Below are 20,542 nucleotides of genomic sequence, written 5' to 3'. Positions count from 1 at the left end.
GATATGTTCTTTACAGGAAATAATAAAGATAGGATAGTGAGAGAATATGCGATGCGTGTGACACACGCCACCGCCGAATGAGTGGATATGCCTGATGCAGTACAAGAGTGCGACGCAACGAAAGCTAAATATTTATTCACCTGCCGGGTACAAAATAGTTTTAAAAAATATTATTTATATCATCATTATTCAGTTGAATAATATCAGGTGCTTTTACATAGTTGCTGCTGTACCTGAAACGGATGTTAGCGGCAATAGTTATTTTAAATGCCTCCTCATTTATCTTTCGCGGAAAATAAGCACAGCGAAATTCGATGGTATTGAACACAAGGTTTTCATTGCGTATACGTACTCCGCCGCCAAGACCATAATAAAAACCAGTTTTTGCAAAATTTTCTTTTTCGGGTGTAAGCGCTGTTACATCGGCAAATGCAAAAGGCGCAAACTTGAAACCGAATAATTTATAGTTAAGAAAGAAAAAAGTTTCTGAATGAAAACTGATACGCTGATCGCCAATAGCCGAATCGGAACCAAAATAGCGCAGGCCAAAGGAGTTATTTATTTTTAAAGGATCGAGACCAACACGGTTAAATTCTTTGGTATAACTAAGCCTTATATACTGCCTTATTTTTATATTCCTGTAAATAAACAAGGGGCTAAACAAACTGCCCCCTGCAAGAGCGGCTGCATCCTGTATTTGCCCACGGTTTAGAAAGCCGCCTGTGCGTAGGAAATACTGTATAAAAAACCCTCTGTCGTTAGCAATATATTTATTGGCATCTATACCCAAATAAGGCCTGGACATATAATTCTGTTTATACCAGCCTGTGGTAAACGAAATATTGTAACCGTAAGGAATATCTTCTGTGGTGCCAAAACCAAAGATGTAATTGGTTTTATAAAAATTCTGCCTGAAGAAAGTAAACTGTGCAAGTATGGCTTTCCTGTTATCGTAGCGAAAATCAAAGGGAGTAGTGATCTGCAATGGGCGTTCCTGAAAACGATAATTAAAATACCTGGTACTTAAAAAGAAGCGATTCTTATATGCTTTATTCTTAGGAAAAGTTTTTATGCCAAGGTTATAACCAAGCCACGCATCATAAGAGTTATAGTGATAGTTATAATACACACTATCCGGTTTGGTGTACCTGTTCTCAGATTGATTATGGCTTACAGTAACAGCACCTGCCATATGCGAGTATTGAGAAAATAAAGGCCTTTCAAAACTTATAAGCCAGGCTTTTTCTGCTTCCATGCCATAAGTAAGATCTGGCTTTATGGTGCTGTATACAGCAGTAGCATTGACAAAAGTGTTGGCAATATTATTTTTGCTGTATAGCAATTCATAACCAAAACCGGGTGTTCTGTCTTTTTCCCACAATGTTGTTAGTTGTACACGCTGACCCATGCCCGCAACGTTTGCATCTGCTACTTTGCATTTAAATTTAGTGGTGCTCAGATCATTTAGTTCACCGGTTAAACTAAAGAGATCTTTGGTTATAACGTATATATCAACTGAATCTTTATTGCCGGTAATTGGTTTAACTATAATTCGTGCATCCTGTATATAATCCAGAGAGCGCAGGTGCCTTTCATTATCGGCCATATAATATGGATCGACCTCCGTTGCTTCTTTTATAAAAAGATTATTGCGTACAACCCATTCCCGTGTATCCTTATGCAGCCTGTTTAATAAACGTGTGCCATAATAATCTATAGGTTTTGAAGTATCGGCAAAATTTCTTTCAAAACCATAGGTCTGTATAAAAATATGCCTGATTATCTTCCCTTTATAGGGCAGAAATTGCAACTCACTTTTTGCATTTAGTACGGTACTTTCTTTTGCAGAATCAGGCGTGGTATGTGTTACAGCATTAATGGCAAGCCGCAGAATATTAGAATTTTTTTTCTCAGTGCTGTCTTCAGTTTTTTCTTTTTCCTGGCAATATGTAAAACAGGGTAGAAGGAGCATCAGCAAAAAAACATAACCACTTTTAAAATGGTTACATAAATAAGGTACCTGAAATGATCTTTGTTTCATTGCTATATAAAGTTCCTGAAACATTATGCAATTGCGAAGCCAAAATTGTATTATTATTATTTTGGTTCCCAACATATGGTTACATGGCATCGTTCCTTGCGTCGCACACTTTTACCGCTGAGCTTTATGCAACACATAAGTGTGTAAGATACGCACCATACTAAAAACAGGGATGGAAAGTTTTACATACAAAAGGAATGCAGCACTGCATTATTTTCCCGGCATTTAAAGCGCATGGTCTTCCTTTTGCAAAAGATATATATTTTGTAATGGTTCCGCTTTTCATGATTTGTTCAGGGTCTTTTTTCTCCGAAACAGGAATTTATTAAGATAACCTGTTGTTTCTTTTAGCATGTTACGCTTATCTGAGTTTAGTTATTTCCGGGCTTAACTTTTTGAAGGCACCGGCAGCGAAAACCAAAATACAGCACCATCACCTTCTTTACTATTTACGCCAATTTTTCCTTTATGCGCCTTTACTATTTCAGCACATATATACAAACCTAAGCCATATCCTTTTGTTTTATTATGCGTATTGCGCACACGATGAAATTTATTAAATAACAATGCTATTTCTTTTTCAGGAATGCCTATTCCTTTATCAGACACAGAAACTGTAATCTCATTATCTGTTTCACAACTGCTGATCGTAATAATGCTTCCTCCCGGCGAATACTTTGCTGCATTTGAAAGCAGGTTAATCAGCACCTGCTCTATTCTATATCTGTCAGCATACATAACAATCGAAGTATCGCCTTTTACAAGCACCTCATTTTTATAGCTGGCGCTAAAAGTAACAATAGCACTTTCTATTGCCATGCGTAAATTAAATCTGGCAAAATGAAGGTCAAGCAATGCAGATTCAAATCCGGAAAAATTCATTAATTCTTCCAAAAGGTGAAAGACCTTCTTTGTATTTTCAAGTATAACAATATTGAATTTTTTTGCCAGCTGATAGTTGCTATTTTCCAATGCAATTTGTTGCAGGTCTGCATTAAGTTTTACTACGGTCATCGGGTTCTTTACCTCATGGGCTGCAATTCCCATGAAGTCTTTTTTTCTTGTTTCAGCTTCCACTCTTTCTGTAACATCCCTGAAGTTTGCAATTATTGCATGTAGGCCTTTTATATCAAGATGGTTCGTAAAAATGGTTTCCATCCACCTTCTTTCCATGTCTTTATTTTTGTACCGGTGTATGAATGTTACGCTCTGCCCGGGTTCATTTATTATTTTCAGGAAATTTGCTGCCACTTCCTGCCTGTCTGTTTCTTCAGGAAAAATATCAAAACCCTGAGATGCCAATCCATCCTGTGTAAATCCTGTAATGGTTTCAATAGAAGGACTGATATAAAGTATTTTTCCTTCCTTAGATAAACGCGCCAATCCATCCTGGCTTTTACTGATGAGCATTTTAAAATTACTGTTGGCAAGCCTTGCAGCATTGATCGTTTTCCTGATGCCATCGGTAAAATAAGTAATGAAGCCCCCTTCAATACTATAAATAAGCAGTTTTACTACAGATGCAATAGTAAAATTCTCAAAGGGAACCATAAAGAATATACTGGCAATTACACCGCAGAGCAACATACATGCTATACCATACCAAAAACCAATAAAACGTCCGCAAAGCATTATAAAGCCAAAGTATATTAAAAAAGGAGTGCCTGCACCAATATAATCATAAAGTGTAAATTTTATAAGGTTAGCTACAGCTATTAATGAAACAGTTGCAGCAATCTTTACAGCCATACTCCTGTTACTAATATCAAACTTTGAATAATATTCCGGTGTAAGCGTTTCAACAACCATAGAAAAATGCACGTTTTTATTTTACCTTAATATTTGCATAGCATCAATTCTATAAAATGCTTCTTTTTGTTAACAATAAATTACAGAGGGGTATAAACAGATCAGCAATAAACGGTGCTAAATAAAGATAATATTTTTATGTTTGCACTACACAATTTTAAAACATTATAAACCGTGCCAAAATTGTGAGAGCCTTTTTGATTACCGGCATTGGTACGCAGTGGCATCGTTCCTTGCGTCGCACACTTGTACGTCCTTTTGTTAATACAGCAATCAGATTTCGGAAATTAAAGTGCATTGTTGCATAAAGCTATAATGCACAAGAGTGCGACGCAACGAAAGCTTCGCAAAGTTGTAAAGCCCGGTTCAAAAATTTTAATTATTTATGGTATGCCGTATAAAAAACAGCACCAGCAAAGAGGTTATGCTGAAAGAAGTACCTTTTTATTTTCAATTACTAGGCCATTGATCTGGCAAAGCCCACAGTCTCCCTGTATAATTGCGGAGAAACATCTGCATTTACTTTAAAGAAGCGACTGAAATAATATTCATCTTCATAGCCAAGTTCCCATGCAATTTCTTTTACTGTTTTATTGGTAAGGTAAAGTTCCCGTTTTGCTTCTATGATGATGCGTTCATTGATAAGGCTGCTAAGCGTTTTATTAAAATATGATTTGGTGACTTTTGCCAATGCTTTTGGCGAAATATACAGCAGCTCTGCATATTCGGCGGGAGAATGTTTGGTTTTAAAATTTGCTTCAATTGCATCTTTTAGCTTCTGCAGAATAAATGGTTGCTTGTCATCTTTTGCCGAAGCTGCGGCTGCAGGTTGTTGTTGCGTTTTTAAACGGGCTGCTGTTATTAAAAATATTTTGAGATAGGAAATTAATAACTCGTATTGCGCCAAAGCAGGATTTTGCATTTCTGTTTTAATTTGATCGCAAAGCATTTTAAAAGTTGCTGTTGAACTTTCATCCACAGTTACAAAAGGTGGTTGGTAAATGTTGTTGTACAGAATACCGTTAGCAGATACTTCTTTATGGTGTTTGTAAATGCAGAAAAACTCAGGATGAAAATAAATGGCAATGCCTTTTATTGGATTACCTGTTGCAAACATATATGGCTGGTAAGGTGAAAAAGCAAACAGGCTATCGGCATCAAAATCATAATCAGCAAAATCTGCTTTTAATTTTCCATTGCCGGATGTAACCCAGATAAGCGAAAAATAATTATTGCGTTGTATATGATCAAAAAAACTATTGTCTTCAAATTCCAGGTATTTAAAAGCCAGGTTACCATTCTGAGGATTTACCAAAGTAAATGTTGACTGGTTAAGCATGGGATGAATTTACACTTTATATTTTTTAAAAATTGTTGTGGCAATATGCCCGCCAAAACCAAAAGTATTGCTCATGGCATAATTTATTTCTTTGGCCTGTGCTTTGCTCAAAGTAAAATTAAATTTGCCTTTCCATTCCGGCTCCACTTCGTTCGTATTAATGGTTGGTGGAACGATATTGTTTTGAATTGCTTTTGTAGTAATGATCGCTTCAATAGCACCGGCTGCACCAAGCAAATGACCCGTCATTGATTTTGTAGCACTCACATTGATATTAGTATGCTCTCCAAACACTCTTGCAATGGCTTTTAGTTCGCTTTCATCGCCAATCATTGTTGAAGTTGCGTGTGCATTGATGTAATCAATTTTTGTTGCTTCAATTGCTGCATCTTCCAATGCATCCAGCATGCCGAGATACGCACCCTCACCGTCCGGATGTGTACCTGTTAAATGGTATGCATCAGCAGCCATGCCGCCGCCCGCAACTTCCGCCAATATATTTGCACCACGTGCCAATGCACTTTCTAGGCTTTCAACAACCATTGCTCCGGCACCTTCTCCTACAACAAAGCCATCTCTCTTTACATCAAAGGGCCTTGACGCAATTTGTGGGTCTTCATTATATGTTGATAAAGCTTTGGATGCACTAAAACCACCAACCCCACTTTCATTGATCGGCGCTTCTGAACCGCCGGCTATAACTATATCTGCTTTACCTAGCCGTATATAATTAAATGCATCAATGATGGCAGTGTTGGATGAAGCACAGGCGGAGATGGTAGAAAAATTTAATCCCCTTAATCCATACCGGATAGAGATAACGCCCGACGGAATATCTGCAATGATCTTTGGAATAAAATATGGATTGAACCGTGGATGTTTATTGACTCTAAAAAACTCTTCCAACTGGTCCTGGAACGTTTGAATACCACCATTACCGGAGCCCCAGATAACACCAATTTTATTTTTATTCAGTTTATTAAAATCAAGGTTTGCGTTTTTTATTGCTTCATCTGCTGCAGCTACAGCATATTGTGTAAAAAGATCATACTTGCGAGCTTCATTTTTTTCGAAATAATCACCGGCATTAAATCCTTTTACTTCAGCTGCAAATTTTGTTTTAAAATTTGTTGTATCGAATTTTGTGATCATGCCCACACCACTTTTTCCGGATACGACATTCATCCAGAATTCATCAACTGAATTTCCCAATGGAGTAATAGCACCCAGGCCGGTTATCACCACCCTTTTTAAGTCTTTTGTCATAACCCTTTCAATTTAAGTTTCAGCGCTGCCACTTCTGCTTCCAGCTTTGTAATATAGTTTCTTTGCACCATAAATGCTTCCTCAATATCCTCAACAGTATAGCGGGGTGTAATATGTTGCTGACAGTTCCAGTCGTATGCTTCTATATGCAAAACGATCATCCGTTCTGGTTTAAATTTATATTCCGTAAGATCAAGCGCATCGTATAATGAAGGATCATCTTTTAATTCTACCACTTCAGCCTTTGCAAGAATTTTCAACCTGGTTTTAGAAGGATAATCTACCATGATCAATGCAACATTTTTGTTGGTTGCTATATTTCCAACAGAAATATATTGCATGTTTCCCCTGAAATCTATAAAGCCAATTCGATTTTCATCAAGTACTTTTATAAAACCTTTTGGGCCGCCACGATGCTGTATGTAAGGAAAATTGTTTTCACCAATACTCGCCATGTAAAAACTGTCGCGTTGTACAATAAAATCAATTTCGATTTTCGTTAACCCGTCAACGTATTTTTCTCTTTCCATTCTTGCATAACTTGCCCTGCTGCCAAGTTTTTCCTGCATTGCTTTTACGGAATCGGTAAACGCTATTGTTCCAAAGTTTTTTGCCATGGTGATTTATTTTTATAGGCTGAAGTGTAGATTATCTATTAGGCTTTCGTTGTGTCACTCACTTGTGCTGCATCAATACTTTTCAACAACGATGCGGTATTTTTAGGGATCGTTTTTACATCACATACTTTTACTTCCTGTTGCAATACTGCATCCCACATCGTATCGCCACATTCGTCTGCAATAATAACCGGTTCAGCTGCAGGTTTATTTTCTGTTTGTTGCAAATCTGGTTTCATAAAATTTTTATTTAAATTTTCTGTCTTTTTCTTCAATCGGCAGGTCGTTAATACTGGCATATCTTTTTCTCATCAAACCATTCTCATCAAACTCCCAAAGCTCATTTCCGTATGCACGAAACCATTGCCCGTCTGCATGGTGAAATTCATATTCAAATCTCACAGCCATCCTGTTTTCTCTAAAGCCCCATAATTCTTTCCTGAGCTTGTAATTCAGTTCTTTTTCCCATTTCCTTTTTAAGAACTCTTTTACAGCCTCTCTTCCGTTGATAAATTCTGTTCTGTTTCTCCACTCAGTATCTGCTGTATAAGCAAGGCAAACTTTCTCCGGGTCTTTAGTGTTCCATGCATCTTCTGCCATTTGCACTTTTTGTAAAGCGGTTTCCATCGTAAAAGGCGGAAGGGGATGACGTCGTTCCATGATATTTAATTTTGTTCCACAAAGTTGCAGCTAAAACAATAAGCCGCAAATGGAGGAACAACGCAAAGGGATGGATAATTTTCCCTGGCATAAAAAAGTAAAGCCAGGTATTATTACCCGGCTTTACTTGAGCATTACTAATACACTAATTAAGATTGAGAGTAGCCTCTGTTTCTAATGAAGGTGCCAAAGGAAAATCAACAGGTATTTGAGTAAGATTATGTAAATAATTCATGGCTGTCTTATCACTTATTTGCAGAATCAGGTCAACCAAATTTTCATTCGTATAACCTTGTGCAAAGAATTCATCTACTAACATAGTTTCAGCCCTGCCGCGGTTCTTTGTAATATCTGCAGCCAATTTAACCAATGCATTCAGTTTAGGGTTTGCCGCATTACCATTCCGTATGTCAACTATTTGTTCATCTGTAAAGCCATTCATCTTACCAATTACCGTGTGTGCACTCTGGCAATACACGCAACCATTAACCTGGCTAACAATAAGATTTACTGCTTCCTTTTCTTTGTTGCTTAATGTGGTTTTTGCATTTTGAAAAGTAAGATACCTGCCTAATCCATTATTTGAGTAGGCGATGGTTGCATAAAGGTTTGGAACAAAACCCAACGCTTTGTTGAAATTGTCAAAAATAACCTGGTTATCAGGTGTCACTTGTTCTTTTGTCGGTACTGTGAATTTTTTCATTACTTATGTTTTTTCTATTTGTCATTATTGACATTGCAAAAATGCTGCGACAGAGAGCCTTTAAAAATGGAGAAACAGCGCAATGAAATGGATAATTTTCCTGCAAAGCATTCAGGTGAATAGTATTTGTAACTTAGTTTAAATCCATAGGCAGTTTTCCGGTTTTATGAATTAAGAAAGTAAAAGAGTGTGGTGCAAGTGCAGTTGAACAAATAGTAATATGATGACATCAAAATAGTAGAAATACTACTTTAATTATTAAAAAAAATAACGTAATTGCGGCATATTTATACATTACGTCAGCACTGTAATATATAATCTGTACCAAGCCTTCAATTTAAGAACATGATGATCTTACATTTTAATACCAATAACAGGTATTATAGTTTTAATGTGTATACTGCAGATGAAAGTATACCTGCGGCAGAGTTTCCTACCGTTGTAATGTGTGCCGACGGCACACTGAATTTTCACAACCCTTTTTTAGTAAGATCAGTTTGCGTGGTGCATACTATAGAGGAACTGAATTTTTTAGCAGATTATTTTTTTGTATTGCAGCATAAATTACCTGCAGATACAGACCTGCAACTATTCCTCGAGGTGCTTGCAATTAGTTTTGAACAGGCGTTTCTAACGCCGGAGTCATAAAGATCAGTAGCTTCTAAAAAAAGGAAATAAATATTTGCCGCACAATGAAACAAATGTACAAGAGTGCGACGCAACCAAAGCCGCTTCAGTTAATTCAGCCAGGCTCCAAAATTTTTTCTGCCAACTAATTTATTTACATATCTTAACAGTCAACTGCTGACCCTTCCTGGATTTTTATCTCAAGACATTTACGCATTAATTTTTAAATTAAAAAAAATCTTTATGAAAAAATTTGACACCAAAAAACTGTTATTGCTATTGGTAGTCTTTATTTGTAGTTATGCTTACACACAGGTAAGTAGCCCGGTATCGCTTCAAAAAAGACTATCGCTAAAACCATGGCAAAAACTTCCTGCTTACAATGCAACATTTAATGGAACACTTAAAACAAAAGCCAATACAGCGCCTGCGGCTTCTGTTTCCGATGGTGTTGACGTAAGGATATTCCCTTCTTCGAATGTGCAGGCAGAAGTAATTATTGCCATTAATAAGACCAACCCACTAAACCTGCTTGCAAGCGCCAATACTTTACTTGGGCCTTTAAGTTATAGCCAGGGATATTATTCTTCTCATGATGGTGGCGCAACATGGACAGGTGCTGATGCATTACAAAACATACAGGCCGGTAAGATTGATGGAGATCCCTCTGTTGCATTTTCGGCAGATGGCACAGCATTTCTTACAACGATTGCTGCCGGTGCTTTTGGTACCGCTGGTTACTGGTTTCAAAAATCAACAGATGGTGGTGTAAACTGGTCTGCAGGTGTAAAAGGAAACAGTAGTATAAATTTTGATAAAGAAATGATCACTTCGGATAATACTGCATCAAGCCCTTTTGCAAATAATTTTTATTGTACATGGACAGACTTTAATTCGGGTAATGGCGCGGTTGCTTTTAACCGAAGCGTTGATAAGGGCGTAACCTTTTCATCAAAAATTCAGTTAAGAAGTGGTGCAGTTGGATTTGGACAGGGTTGTAATGTGCAAACCGGCCCCAATGGAGAGGTGTATGTATGTTGGGCTGATCATACAACAGTTGTATCCCCATACGAAGCAGATGGAATGGGTTTTGCAAAATCTGTTGATGGAGGTGTAACCTTTACACCAGCCAGTGTTATATTTCCGTATGCAGGTATAAGAGTTGATAACACAAGCAGCAGGTATAATTTTACAAGGGTAAATGATTTTCCCTCTATGGCGGTAGATAAAAGCAGAACAATAAGAAAAGGAAGAATTTATATAACATACCCTGAAAAAAATGCTACAGGAAATTCTGTAATTAAAGTAAGATTCTCAGACAACCAGGGTACTACGTGGAGTGCCGCTAAAGTGATAAGTATTGCTAACGCAAGAGAAGCATTTTTTCCATGGATAACAGTTGACGATGCTACGGGTATAGTTTGGGTTACTTATTATGCATTTGACCAGGCAACAGGATACTCTACCAACACCTACCTCGCAGGCTCACAGAATGGTATCAAATGGGTGAATTTAAAAGTGAGTGATGTGCCTCATATTACAGCGCCAATCGATAATAATAATTTTGCACTTGGTTATGCAGGGGATTATATTGGCGTTGCGGCTAATGGTTTAAAAGCTTATCCTACGTGGATGGATAACAGGAATGGCACATGGCAGGTATACTGCTCACCGGTTACAGTAACCACTGCGTTTGCAAGCGATGCAGAACCGGTTGCTTCAGCAAATATCAGTGCTAATAAACTACTTGTTGTAAATCCCAATCCTGTAAGCAGCTTTATGCACCTTACATTGAAGGGTACTGAAATTATTTCTGCGCAGTTATTTTCACAATCCGGTAAACTTATTAAGCAATGGCAGAATGCTACTACAGACCTTGCTGTGTCTGAAGTACCCAATGGAATTTATTTTATAAAAGTGTTGGGTAAAGATGGTAAAACTTATACGGAGAATATGGTAAAAAAATAATACTTTAAACAACAATGAGGGTAGTAAAAAGCTGATGCAGAAATCATCGGCTTTTTACATTAATGCTGTAATAGAAGCTACAGGCATTAAAACCTGATGATCGCACTGGCCCATGTATAGCCGCTTCCATAAGAAGCGAGACAAAGCAGGTCGCCCCTTTTTAGTTTGCCATCCTTTACTGCTTCAAACATGGCAATGGGTATTGACGCTGCCGTAGTATTGCCATATCGTTGAATATTGATATAGATCTCATCATCCGTTAAACCAAGTTTTTGCTGCACAAATTCTGCTATCCTTGCATTAGACTGATTAAGTACTAGCATATTTATATCCTCAATACCAAGACCATTAGCGGTAAGACCTTCATTAATTACTTCTGGCAAATAATTAATAGCACGTTTCATTACTGCATTACCATCCATCTGCGGAAACACCTGCGCATTGTCTATCATTTTATGGCTGATGTACTGGTTGCCAAACCAATCCTGTTCATCATAATCAGCTACCGGTGTTTTCATCCAATGATTGCTGTGTGTGCCGGGGCTGAATTGTGCCAGCGCTTCTGCACCGTTACCATCACTGTGCAGATGTACACTCAGGATGCCTTCATTTTCATTTGCCGATGGCTGTAGTATTACAGCGCCTGCTCCGTCACCAAACATTACACTTACTGTTCTGCCACGTGTAGAAAAATCAAGACCAAAAGAATGTTTCTCTGAACCAACTACTAATATATTCTTATAGGTGCCCGTTCTTATAAACTGGTCTGCAACACTAAGTGCATAAATAAACCCGCTGCATTGATTGCGCACATCTAATGCGCCACGGCCTGTAAGGCCAAGATCGCGTTGCAGCAATACACCACAACCGGGAAAATAATAATCGGGACAAAGTGTAGCGAAAATAATAAAGTCAACATCTTCTTTGGTGATGCCTGCATCGGCTATAGCCATTAATGAAGCAGCAGTACCCATCGTGGTAGTGGTTTCTCCAAAGCGGTCTGCATAGCGTCTTTCTTTAACACCGGTGCGTTGCTGTATCCATTCATCAGTAGTATCCATGTGTTTCATAAGGTCTGCATTGGTAACTACATTTTTGGGTACATACATGCCCATACCGGCAATCCGTGATTTTTTCATAGCATTTTATTTCATGTGCACAAACAAATAAATATTTATGAAGTTATGCAACGGCTTATTTGACAGCAATATTTTGGATAGGCGGTATTTTTTTGTTAACTATCTATTGTACTACTATTAAGCTTTGTTGCGTCGCACTCTTGTGCTTTCGAAAGCCTATCAGCCTTTGGCTGCTAATTTAATAGTTAAATACGGGCATGCAAAATGCTGCACCGTGGTCTAAATGTACAAGAGTGCGACGCAACGAAAGTTTAATGCTTGCACAAAGCCTGGTTCATGAAAAAATTACTGAGCCGCATTAAGCGTAACTGTGAAAGTACTGCCCACGCCAATTTCACTTTCAACTGTTATGGTGCCACCCTGCGCTTCAATGAACTCTTTACTGATGGCAAGCCCAAGACCTGTGCCTTCTTTCTGGGAGCCGGGTACGCGAAAATAGCGGTCGAAAATTTTTTGTTTATACTCCTGTGCAATGCCGTGACCTGTATCTTTTACAGTAAAAAGAATTTTTCTGTTTTGCAGATTGATTCGCAGGTATATCGTTTCATTTTCGCGGGAATGCCTGATGGCATTGGAAAGCAGGTTGTTCAATACCCAGGTTGTTTTATCGCTGTCTGCGATTACCTGGGGAAGATTCTCTGCATAAGTCAGATCGAATTTTATGTGTTTGTTTTCTGCTGCCATTCTGTTTGCATTTACTGCATACATCATCATTTCTTTTGCATCTGAAGGCAACAACGCAAGTTGGATATTGCCGCTCTCAACCTGTGTCATGTTGAGCAACTCTCCTGTTATTTTTAATAAGCGGTTAGTATCATCTTTAATGCTATCAAGTAATTCGTGTTGTTCATTATTTAAGTTACCTGTTGTTTCATTATCCAATAATTGCAAACTCATTTTGATAGATGCAATTGGGGTCTTCAATTCATGTGAAACTGTTGCTATGAAATTTGTTTTTGCAAAATCAAGCTCTTTAAAAGGCGTAATGTTTCTTAGCACAATTACATTTCCAATATTTATTTTTTCATTTTCACCTGTTGGCGTAATTGAAATGGGTACGATCTCTTTTTCAAAATAGCTTTCTTTATTATCTGCATAGATCTTTAAAGGCTGCATTTTTTCAGTTAAGTTTTTTTCTTCAGGAATGATCATTTCTTTTATCAATGAACGAACAAGATCATTAGCTACGGCTATATCCTGTACAGGTTTTCCGAGTATTTCATGTTCTTTCAATCCTGTGATCTTTAATGCTTCATTGTTAGCAAAAAGAATTCTTTTGTTTTCATCAAGACCGATCACCGGATCATGCATATTGTTGATAAGCGTTTCAATGCGTTTCTTTTCCATCAATAGTTTTGCAAGACTGCTGTTATCATATTCCTGTAATTTTTCTGCCATTTGATTGAATGCATTGGCAAGTGTACCGAACTCATCTTTTTGGTTTAGGCGAATTCTTGCTTTGTAATTTTTATTGGCAATTTCACTTATACCATCTGCCAGTGCACGTACAGGTTTTGAAATAATAGATGGGAAATTGACGACCAATGTAAATGCTATGAGCGTAAGAACAGAGAAGATGATCGTAAGCCATGTTGTTGCATGTTGAGCTGTTGTTTCTGCTATTTCATTCTTACGCATGATGGCCTGCTGGTTGAGATAGTTAATAAACTGCAGGCTTTGCCGCATTTCTGGATAGTTCGAAGAGTCATTTGGATTTGCTTTTAACTCTTCAAAATTCTTTCTCAGCAGTTCAGTCGCTTCTTTTTCACCCGGCTCTGTAATATTTTTCTCCTGCCTCGAAAGATTTGCTTCAATGCTATCGATAGCAGCCCTATTAAACTTTATTTCGTCGAGTGCTTTGAGAATATTATTACAATACATGAGTGTTTCATGATTGTTCTTTAGTACCTGCGCTGAATCAGACTTTAGAATATTTATAGATATGATGCTTAGAACACCAAAGACGAGTATCACTATAAAAAGAAACCCGATGCCGAGTGTGAGTTTTGTTTTTAGCTTCATGTAAGTTGATATTTGATGCTAACTTAAAATAACGATGTCTATATCAGAAGCAGATAATTTATTCAATAGTTGGTTAAATACTGCAGTACTCAAAATTACATTGAAGAGGTTAAGATGCGGTTTGCCGATGCAAATGGTAGTAATATTTTTTTCTTCTGCTTTTTCAATAATTCCACGGGCAATATTATTTTGCTTTGTTTTTATTACTTCAGCACCCAATTCTGTAGCAAGCTTGAAATTATTGATCAAATGTCGTTGTGCAGCAAGTCCAATTTTATCACCATCTTCTTTTGACGTTTGTACATACAGCACAAACCATTTTGCATTGTAATAGGATGCAAGCCTGGCCGTTTTGCGGATCACCGTCTTAGCGATCTCATAATTGCTGCTGATACATGCCATAAAGCGTTCCTGCTTTAAATGCGTATTGCGTGGTAATTCTGTTTCAATCTTTCTTTCAACCTGGCTGGCTACTTCTTTCAGTGCCAATTCACGAAGCTGTAAAATTTTTTCACTTTGAAAGAAATTCTTTAATGCTATTTCTATTTTGTCAGGTACATAAATTTTTCCTTCCCTCAGTCTTGTTATTAATTCATCAGCAGTAAGATCTATATTCACTACTTCATCTGCCTGTTGTAAAACGCTGTCTGGTATGCGTTCTGCCACATCAATACCAGTAATATCTTTTACTTCTTCGTTTAAACTTTCTATGTGTTGAATGTTTACCGCACTGATTACATTAATACCCGCATCAAGAATTTCCATTACATCCTGCCAGCGTTTTTCATTTTTACTTCCTTCAATATTGGTGTGTGCAAGCTCATCAACGATCACAACTTCCGGTCTTAAATTTATTACTGCCTGTACGTCCAATTCTTCCAGTTCTTTGCCCTTGTAAAAGAGTTTCCGGCGAGGAATTACAGGCAAACCATCAAGCAATGCATGTGTTTCTATTCTGTTGTGCGTTTCAATGTAGCCAATCTTCACATCAACACCATTGCGCAACAGGGTTTGTGCTTCCTGCAGCATACGAAAAGTTTTACCTACGCCGGCACTCATGCCGATATAAATTTTAAACTTTCCTCTTCTTGATTTTTTTATCAGGTCAAGAAAGTGTTGTACGTTATTTTCTTTTTCGTCTGGCATTTTATTTTTTGTGACCTAACTGCATTACTGCTATTTAGCTTTACTTGCGTCGCACTCTTGTACACTTTATACCTTGCTCAGCAAAGATTAGAACGCACAAGAGTGCGACGCAATAACAGTTCCATAGTTATTCGAAAGCCTGATTCAAAAAATTATTGTTTTATTTCATTCAATTGAATATTTAACTGCAAAACATTTACATGCGTTGTTCCAAATAATCCAAGCAAAGGTTGCTGAATATTTTTTGCAATAAGATCATTCAATTGTTGTTCAGAAATATTTCTCGTTTTTGCAATCCGCTTGATCTGCACGTAAGCCGCAGCAGGAGAGAGGTCTGGGTCCAACCCGCTACCACTTGCAGTTACAAGCTCTGATGGAATTTCTTCCTTCTTTATACCTGGATTGTGTACAAGAAATGTATCAATTCTATCTTGTACTGTCTTTAGATAATCAGGATTGGTTGGTCCTTTGTTAGAGCCGCCGGATCCTGCCGCATTATAGTCCACTGCTGAAGGACGACTCCAAAAATATTTATCATCAGTGAACTTTTGACCGATCAGTTTATAGCCCACTACTTTGCCATTGACCTGGATTGTCTCTCCTTTACCATTACCAGGCGCAGCTTGCGCAATGCCCCAAATAAATAAAGGATAGATGCCCATAAAGAATATGATACAGACTACTGTAAGTTTAATTGCGGGAAGAATATTTTGTTTCATAATTGTAAGATGTTAGAAGTAAGATGTGAAATGTTTTAATTTTAGAAAAAGATTATATGTGAGATAAACTGTATAAAAATCTGGATGTATGGAAATACAGTTTTGATTTTGTCAAAGAAATATATAAAGCAACTTTGTCTTTTCCTGCTGATGAGAAATTTGGTTTGACTTCACAACTGCGAAGAGCTGCAGTTTCTTTGCCTGCAAATATTGCCGAAGGTGCAGGCCGCAAATCCACTAAAGAGTTTATACGCTTTTTGAGTATTGCTCTTGGCTCTGTTTCTGAGTTAGATACATTACTGCTTCTTTCAAAAGACCTAAAATTTATTGAAGGAGAAACAGTAACTGAATTATTAGATAGACTGAATATCATTGGAAAATTAATTTATGGATTAATGAAAAGCCTTGGATATAAAAGTGAATTTTAGAATTTTGCGTGCATCTCACATTTCACTTCTTACATCTCACTCCTAAAACCATATACTCACCAACATATCAATTAATTTAATTCCAATAAAAGGCACTACTACGCCACCAAAACCATAGATCAATAAGTTTCTTCTGAGCAAAGCACTTGCACCAATGGGTTTGTACGCAACGCCTTTTAATGCAAGTGGAATCAATAAAGGAATAATGATCGCGTTGAAAATAACGGCAGAAAGAATTGCGCTTTCAGGGCTATGTAGGTTCATAATATTCAAAGCCTGCAAACCGGGTATTGATGCTATGAACAATGCAGGTACAATAGCAAAATATTTTGCCACATCATTTGCAATGCTGAATGTAGTTAGCGTTCCTCTTGTCATCAGTAATTGTTTTCCTATTTCAACAATCTCGATCAATTTTGTTGGATCATTATCCAGGTCAACCATATTGCCTGCTTCTTTTGCAGCCTGTGTGCCACTGTTCATTGCAACGCCAACATCGGCTTGTGCAAGTGCAGGGGCATCGTTGGTTCCATCACCCATCATGGCAACAAGTTTACCACCTTGTTGTTCCTTCCGGATGTATTGCATTTTGTCTTCAGGTTTTGCTTCTGCAATAAAATCGTCAACACCTGCTTTGGCTGCAATGTATTTTGCGGTTAATGGATTATCACCTGTAACCATCACCGTTTTTACGCCCATCTTTCTTAAACGTTCAAAACGTTCCTGTATGCCGGGTTTGATAATGTCCTGTAATTCTATTACACCCATTACCACATTGTTATTACTTACAACTAAAGGTGTTCCTCCATTCGCAGCAATTTCTTTTGTTTGATCTATCGTTTCAACAGGCACTTTATTTCCTGCCTGTTCCACCTTATTGCGAATAGAATCATAAGCGCCTTTGCGAATATGTATTCCTTCCATATCAATACCACTGCTTCTTGTTTCTGCAGTGAATTCAACAAAATGAACTTTGTCTTTTTGCAAGGAAGGTTTTTTGAAACCTTTTGTTTCTGCTAATTCAATGATCGATTTTCCTTCGGGTGTTTCATCTGCAAGCGATGATAAAATACATGCTTCAATAAATGCAGCTTCATCAACACCTGCCGAAGGAAAGAAATTTGTTGCTTTTCGGTTACCAATGGTTATTGTTCCTGTTTTATCAAGCAACAATGTATCAAGATCACCCGCTGTTTCAACTGCTTTACCGCTTTTGGTTATTACGTTTGCACGCAAAGCCCTGTCCATACCTGCAATGCCAATAGCACTTAGCAAGCCACCGATTGTTGTTGGTATCAAACAAACAAACAATGAAATAAATGCAGCAATAGTTATTGGTGTGTTTGCATAATCACCAAATGGTTTTAGTGTAACGCATACAATAATGAAGATGAGCGTAAATGCTGCTAATAAAATTGTCAGTGCAATTTCATTCGGCGTTTTTTGTCTTGATGCGCCTTCAACCAACGCGATCATTTTATCCAGAAAACTTTCACCGGCTTCTGTCGTTACACGAACTTTTATTTTATCGCTCAATACTTTTGTGCCGCCTGTTACAGAGCTTTTATCACCACCTGATTCACGGATTACCGGTGCAGATTCTCCTGTGATGGCGCTTTCATCTATAGTGGCAATACCTTCCACAATTTCTCCATCCATTGGGATGATGTCTCCGGTTTCACAAATAAATATGTCTCCTTTTTTTAGTTGCGATGATGGAATAATTTTCATTTCACCAACAAACATTTCACCAACAGGAAATATTTTTTTTGCAGGTGTGTCTTCTCTTGTTTTGCGTAAGCTATCTGCCTGTGCTTTGCCTCTTGCTTCAGCAATGGCTTCTGCAAAATTTCCGAAAACTACCGTCACAAAAAGTATTGCAGTAATCAAAATGTTGTAGGTTAATGAACCTTGCGATGCTTCGCCAAATCCAATCCAAATGCATACTGCAAGCATTATCACTGTCCCGATTTCTACGGTAAACATTACAGGGTTACGAAACAAAACCCTGGGATTTAGTTTTACAAATGATTGTTTCAATGCTTCTTTTACCAAAGAAGATTCGAATAATTTATTTTCTCTTTTATGCTTTGACATGATGCCCTCCTAAATCCTCCCTAAAGGGAGGACTTCATAAGTTGATAATATTTTAGAAATTTGTTTTCGAACTGTATATCTTTTATCATCTTCCGTTGTGTCACTCACTTCACCGTTCTGTTCATTAATGATCTGAATGTACAAGAGTGCGACGCAACAGGCGATTCCATGAAATACTATTGTTAGGTTCATAATCTATTTCTTCAAAGTACCTTTAGGGATGTAGGGTAAAATATTCTGCAATAGGTCCTAATGATAGTGCAGGGAAGAAACTTAATGCAGCTACAATAAATATTACAGCGAAGATCATAATACCGAATGTGGATGTATCTGTTTTAAGTGTGCCTGCACTTTCAGGTATATATTTTTTCTTGGCAAGAATGCCGGCTATTGCAACCGGGCCAATGATTGGAAGAAAACGACCAAGTAACATAACGATACCACAAGTAATATTCCAGAAAGGCACACCATCACCAAGCCCTTCAAAGCCACTGCCGTTGTTTGCAGAAGATGAAGTGAATTCATACAACATTTCACTGAATCCATGATTACCCGGGTTGCTGAGCCAGCCTGCATAAGTCGTGGGATCATGCGCATACATATAAGAAGAAAGCGCAGTGAATGCAAGGATGAGCAGCGTATGCAACAATGCTATGATGGAAGCGATCTTCATTTCTTTTGCTTCTATTTTCTTACCAAGTAATTCAGGTGTTCTGCCAACCATTAAACCACTTATAAAAACTGCTATGATGATGAAAATGTAAAAGTTTAGAAAGCCCACACCAACACCGCCATAAAATGAATTGACCATCATGCCGAGCATAGCAGACATACCTGTAAGTGGCGTGAAACTATCGTGCATAGCATTAACAGATCCATTGGATGTGCATGTTGTACTAATACCCCAGTAAGCAGATGCCGCACCACCAAAACGAACTTCTTTTCCTTCCATGCTTCCGAGCGGTTGTGGAATGCCCATCTTCGCGATCTCAGGATTGCCGTGCATTTCATTGTAGATGGAAGGAAGTAGTAACAGTAAAAAACCAAGCGTCATTACCGCAAAGACCATCCATGCAAATCTTTTTCTTTTTATAATATAGCCTAATGCAAAAATCATTGCAATAGGGATAAGAAGAATGCAAATATTTTCGATGATGTTTGTAAAATAGTTTGGATTCTCTAAAGGATGCGCAGCGTTTGCGCCAAAGAAACCTCCACCGTTTGTGCCAAGTTGCTTAATAGCAACCATTGCAGCCGCAGCACCTCTTGAAACATTTACTGTGTCTCCTTGTAAAGAAATATATTGGCCCTTTCCTTCAAAATTCATTGGTGTGCCGTTGAATAATAATATCACAGCAACAACGATTGATAAAGGCAATAATATTCTTGTGCAGGATTTTATAAAGTAGTTATAGAAGTTGCCAAGCTTTTCAGTTGTTCTCTCTTTCATTGCGTTGAACACTACCGCACATACTGCCATACCTGCACCTGCACTAATGAATTGAAACAACATCAATACCATTTGCCCGAGATAGGAAACACCTGTCTCTCCTGAATAGTGCTGAAGGTTTGTATTTGAAACAAAACTTATTGTTGTATTAAATGCAAGGTCTGCTGTCATAGATGGATTGCCATCAGGATTTAATGGAAGCCAACGCATATTCATGAGCACCAGCATAGAAAACAAAAACCAAAGAAGATTAATAGTAAGTAATGCAACAAGATGTTGTTTCCAACTCATTTCTCTTTCAGGTTTAATGCCACTGAATTTGAAAAATATTTTATCCAGTGGATTGAATATTTTATCCAGCCATGTTTTATCTCCGTTGTAGACTTTGCCAATATAATGTCCAAGCGGAACTGCCAGTAATACAGTGGTGACGTACGTTATAATAATTCCGGCTATTTCTGTGTTCATAAAGTCTCCCCCAACCCCTCCGGTGGAGGAGCTTTTTAAAAGT

General features: G+C 37.8%; 17 protein-coding genes. 3 read left to right on the top strand and 14 right to left on the bottom strand.

The features are described from left to right. Positions 1 to 160 precede the first annotated feature (160 nt). From FRZ67_RS03090 to FRZ67_RS03055, 8 genes are all read right to left on the bottom strand, one after another. The gene (locus tag FRZ67_RS03090; protein WP_225975490.1) at positions 161 to 2,041 is read right to left on the bottom strand and encodes a BamA/TamA family outer membrane protein; all 1,881 of its coding nucleotides are present in this window, start codon (positions 2,039 to 2,041) and stop codon (positions 161 to 163) included. A 387-nt stretch (positions 2,042 to 2,428) separates the two neighbouring features. Then, the gene (locus FRZ67_RS03085; RefSeq protein WP_147188139.1) at positions 2,429 to 3,850 is read right to left on the bottom strand and encodes an ATP-binding protein; all 1,422 of its coding nucleotides are present in this window, start codon (positions 3,848 to 3,850) and stop codon (positions 2,429 to 2,431) included. A 457-nt stretch (positions 3,851 to 4,307) separates the two neighbouring features. Then, on the bottom strand, positions 4,308 to 5,189 hold the full coding sequence (locus FRZ67_RS03080) for a helix-turn-helix domain-containing protein (protein ID WP_147188138.1): 882 nt from the start codon (positions 5,187 to 5,189) through the stop codon (positions 4,308 to 4,310). Between the two features lie 9 nt (positions 5,190 to 5,198). Next, positions 5,199 to 6,455 carry a beta-ketoacyl-ACP synthase II gene (gene fabF, locus FRZ67_RS03075; RefSeq protein WP_147188137.1) on the bottom strand — a complete coding sequence of 419 codons (1,257 nt, stop codon included), beginning with the start codon at positions 6,453 to 6,455 and terminating at the stop codon, positions 5,199 to 5,201. After that, positions 6,452 to 7,072: a pyridoxamine 5'-phosphate oxidase family protein gene (locus FRZ67_RS03070; protein ID WP_147188136.1), complete on the bottom strand. Its 621-nt coding sequence runs from the start codon at positions 7,070 to 7,072 to the stop codon at positions 6,452 to 6,454. The genes fabF and FRZ67_RS03070 overlap by 4 nt, the downstream gene beginning before the upstream one ends. Before the next feature lie 38 nt (positions 7,073 to 7,110). After that, on the bottom strand, positions 7,111 to 7,311 hold the full coding sequence (locus FRZ67_RS03065) for a hypothetical protein (protein ID WP_147188135.1): 201 nt from the start codon (positions 7,309 to 7,311) through the stop codon (positions 7,111 to 7,113). Between the two features lie 7 nt (positions 7,312 to 7,318). Beyond that, entirely contained in the window at positions 7,319 to 7,732 is a 414-nt protein-coding gene (locus tag FRZ67_RS03060) for a nuclear transport factor 2 family protein (RefSeq protein WP_147188134.1), read from the bottom strand. A 145-nt stretch (positions 7,733 to 7,877) separates the two neighbouring features. Then, positions 7,878 to 8,435 (bottom strand): carboxymuconolactone decarboxylase family protein, encoded by a 558-nt coding sequence (locus FRZ67_RS03055; RefSeq protein WP_147188133.1) that lies wholly within the window; start codon positions 8,433 to 8,435, stop codon positions 7,878 to 7,880. A 345-nt stretch (positions 8,436 to 8,780) separates the two neighbouring features. Between FRZ67_RS03055 and FRZ67_RS03050 the strand changes: the two genes are divergently transcribed. Both FRZ67_RS03050 and FRZ67_RS03045 read left to right on the top strand, forming a co-directional pair. After that, positions 8,781 to 9,083: a hypothetical protein gene (locus FRZ67_RS03050; protein WP_147188132.1), complete on the top strand. Its 303-nt coding sequence runs from the start codon at positions 8,781 to 8,783 to the stop codon at positions 9,081 to 9,083. Between the two features lie 222 nt (positions 9,084 to 9,305). Beyond that, the gene (locus FRZ67_RS03045) at positions 9,306 to 11,030 is read left to right on the top strand and encodes a T9SS type A sorting domain-containing protein (protein ID WP_147188131.1); all 1,725 of its coding nucleotides are present in this window, start codon (positions 9,306 to 9,308) and stop codon (positions 11,028 to 11,030) included. A gap of 86 nt (positions 11,031 to 11,116) precedes the next feature. Here FRZ67_RS03045 and FRZ67_RS03040 read toward each other — a convergent pair whose 3' ends face one another. From FRZ67_RS03040 to FRZ67_RS03025, 4 genes are all read right to left on the bottom strand, one after another. Next, on the bottom strand, positions 11,117 to 12,169 hold the full coding sequence (locus FRZ67_RS03040; RefSeq protein WP_147188130.1) for a 3-oxoacyl-ACP synthase III family protein: 1,053 nt from the start codon (positions 12,167 to 12,169) through the stop codon (positions 11,117 to 11,119). 285 nt (positions 12,170 to 12,454) lie between these two features. Beyond that, positions 12,455 to 14,191 (bottom strand): ATP-binding protein, encoded by a 1,737-nt coding sequence (locus FRZ67_RS03035; protein ID WP_147188129.1) that lies wholly within the window; start codon positions 14,189 to 14,191, stop codon positions 12,455 to 12,457. Between the two features lie 18 nt (positions 14,192 to 14,209). Continuing rightward, a complete protein-coding gene (locus FRZ67_RS03030) occupies positions 14,210 to 15,337 on the bottom strand; it encodes a sensor protein KdpD (RefSeq protein WP_147188128.1) in 1,128 nt (375 codons plus the stop codon). Positions 15,338 to 15,489: 152 nt separating this feature from the next. After that, a complete protein-coding gene (locus tag FRZ67_RS03025) occupies positions 15,490 to 16,056 on the bottom strand; it encodes a K(+)-transporting ATPase subunit C (protein ID WP_147188127.1) in 567 nt (188 codons plus the stop codon). A 68-nt stretch (positions 16,057 to 16,124) separates the two neighbouring features. Here FRZ67_RS03025 and FRZ67_RS03020 point away from each other — a divergent pair, with 68 nt between their 5' ends. Further along, positions 16,125 to 16,484, top strand: coding sequence for a four helix bundle protein (locus FRZ67_RS03020; protein WP_147188126.1), 360 nt, complete (start codon positions 16,125 to 16,127; stop codon positions 16,482 to 16,484). Positions 16,485 to 16,526: 42 nt separating this feature from the next. Here the strand turns inward: FRZ67_RS03020 and kdpB are convergent, their stop codons facing one another. Beyond that, entirely contained in the window at positions 16,527 to 18,581 is a 2,055-nt protein-coding gene (kdpB, locus tag FRZ67_RS03015; protein ID WP_147188125.1) for a potassium-transporting ATPase subunit KdpB, read from the bottom strand. Positions 18,582 to 18,795: 214 nt separating this feature from the next. Further along, positions 18,796 to 20,499 (bottom strand): potassium-transporting ATPase subunit KdpA, encoded by a 1,704-nt coding sequence (gene kdpA, locus FRZ67_RS03010; RefSeq protein WP_147188124.1) that lies wholly within the window; start codon positions 20,497 to 20,499, stop codon positions 18,796 to 18,798. Between the last annotated feature and the right edge of the window lie 43 nt (positions 20,500 to 20,542).

The sequence above is a fragment of the Panacibacter ginsenosidivorans genome (assembly GCF_007971225.1).
Lineage (GTDB): Bacteria > Bacteroidota > Bacteroidia > Chitinophagales > Chitinophagaceae > Panacibacter > Panacibacter ginsenosidivorans.
This window is presented reverse-complemented; position numbering and strand designations above follow the sequence as displayed.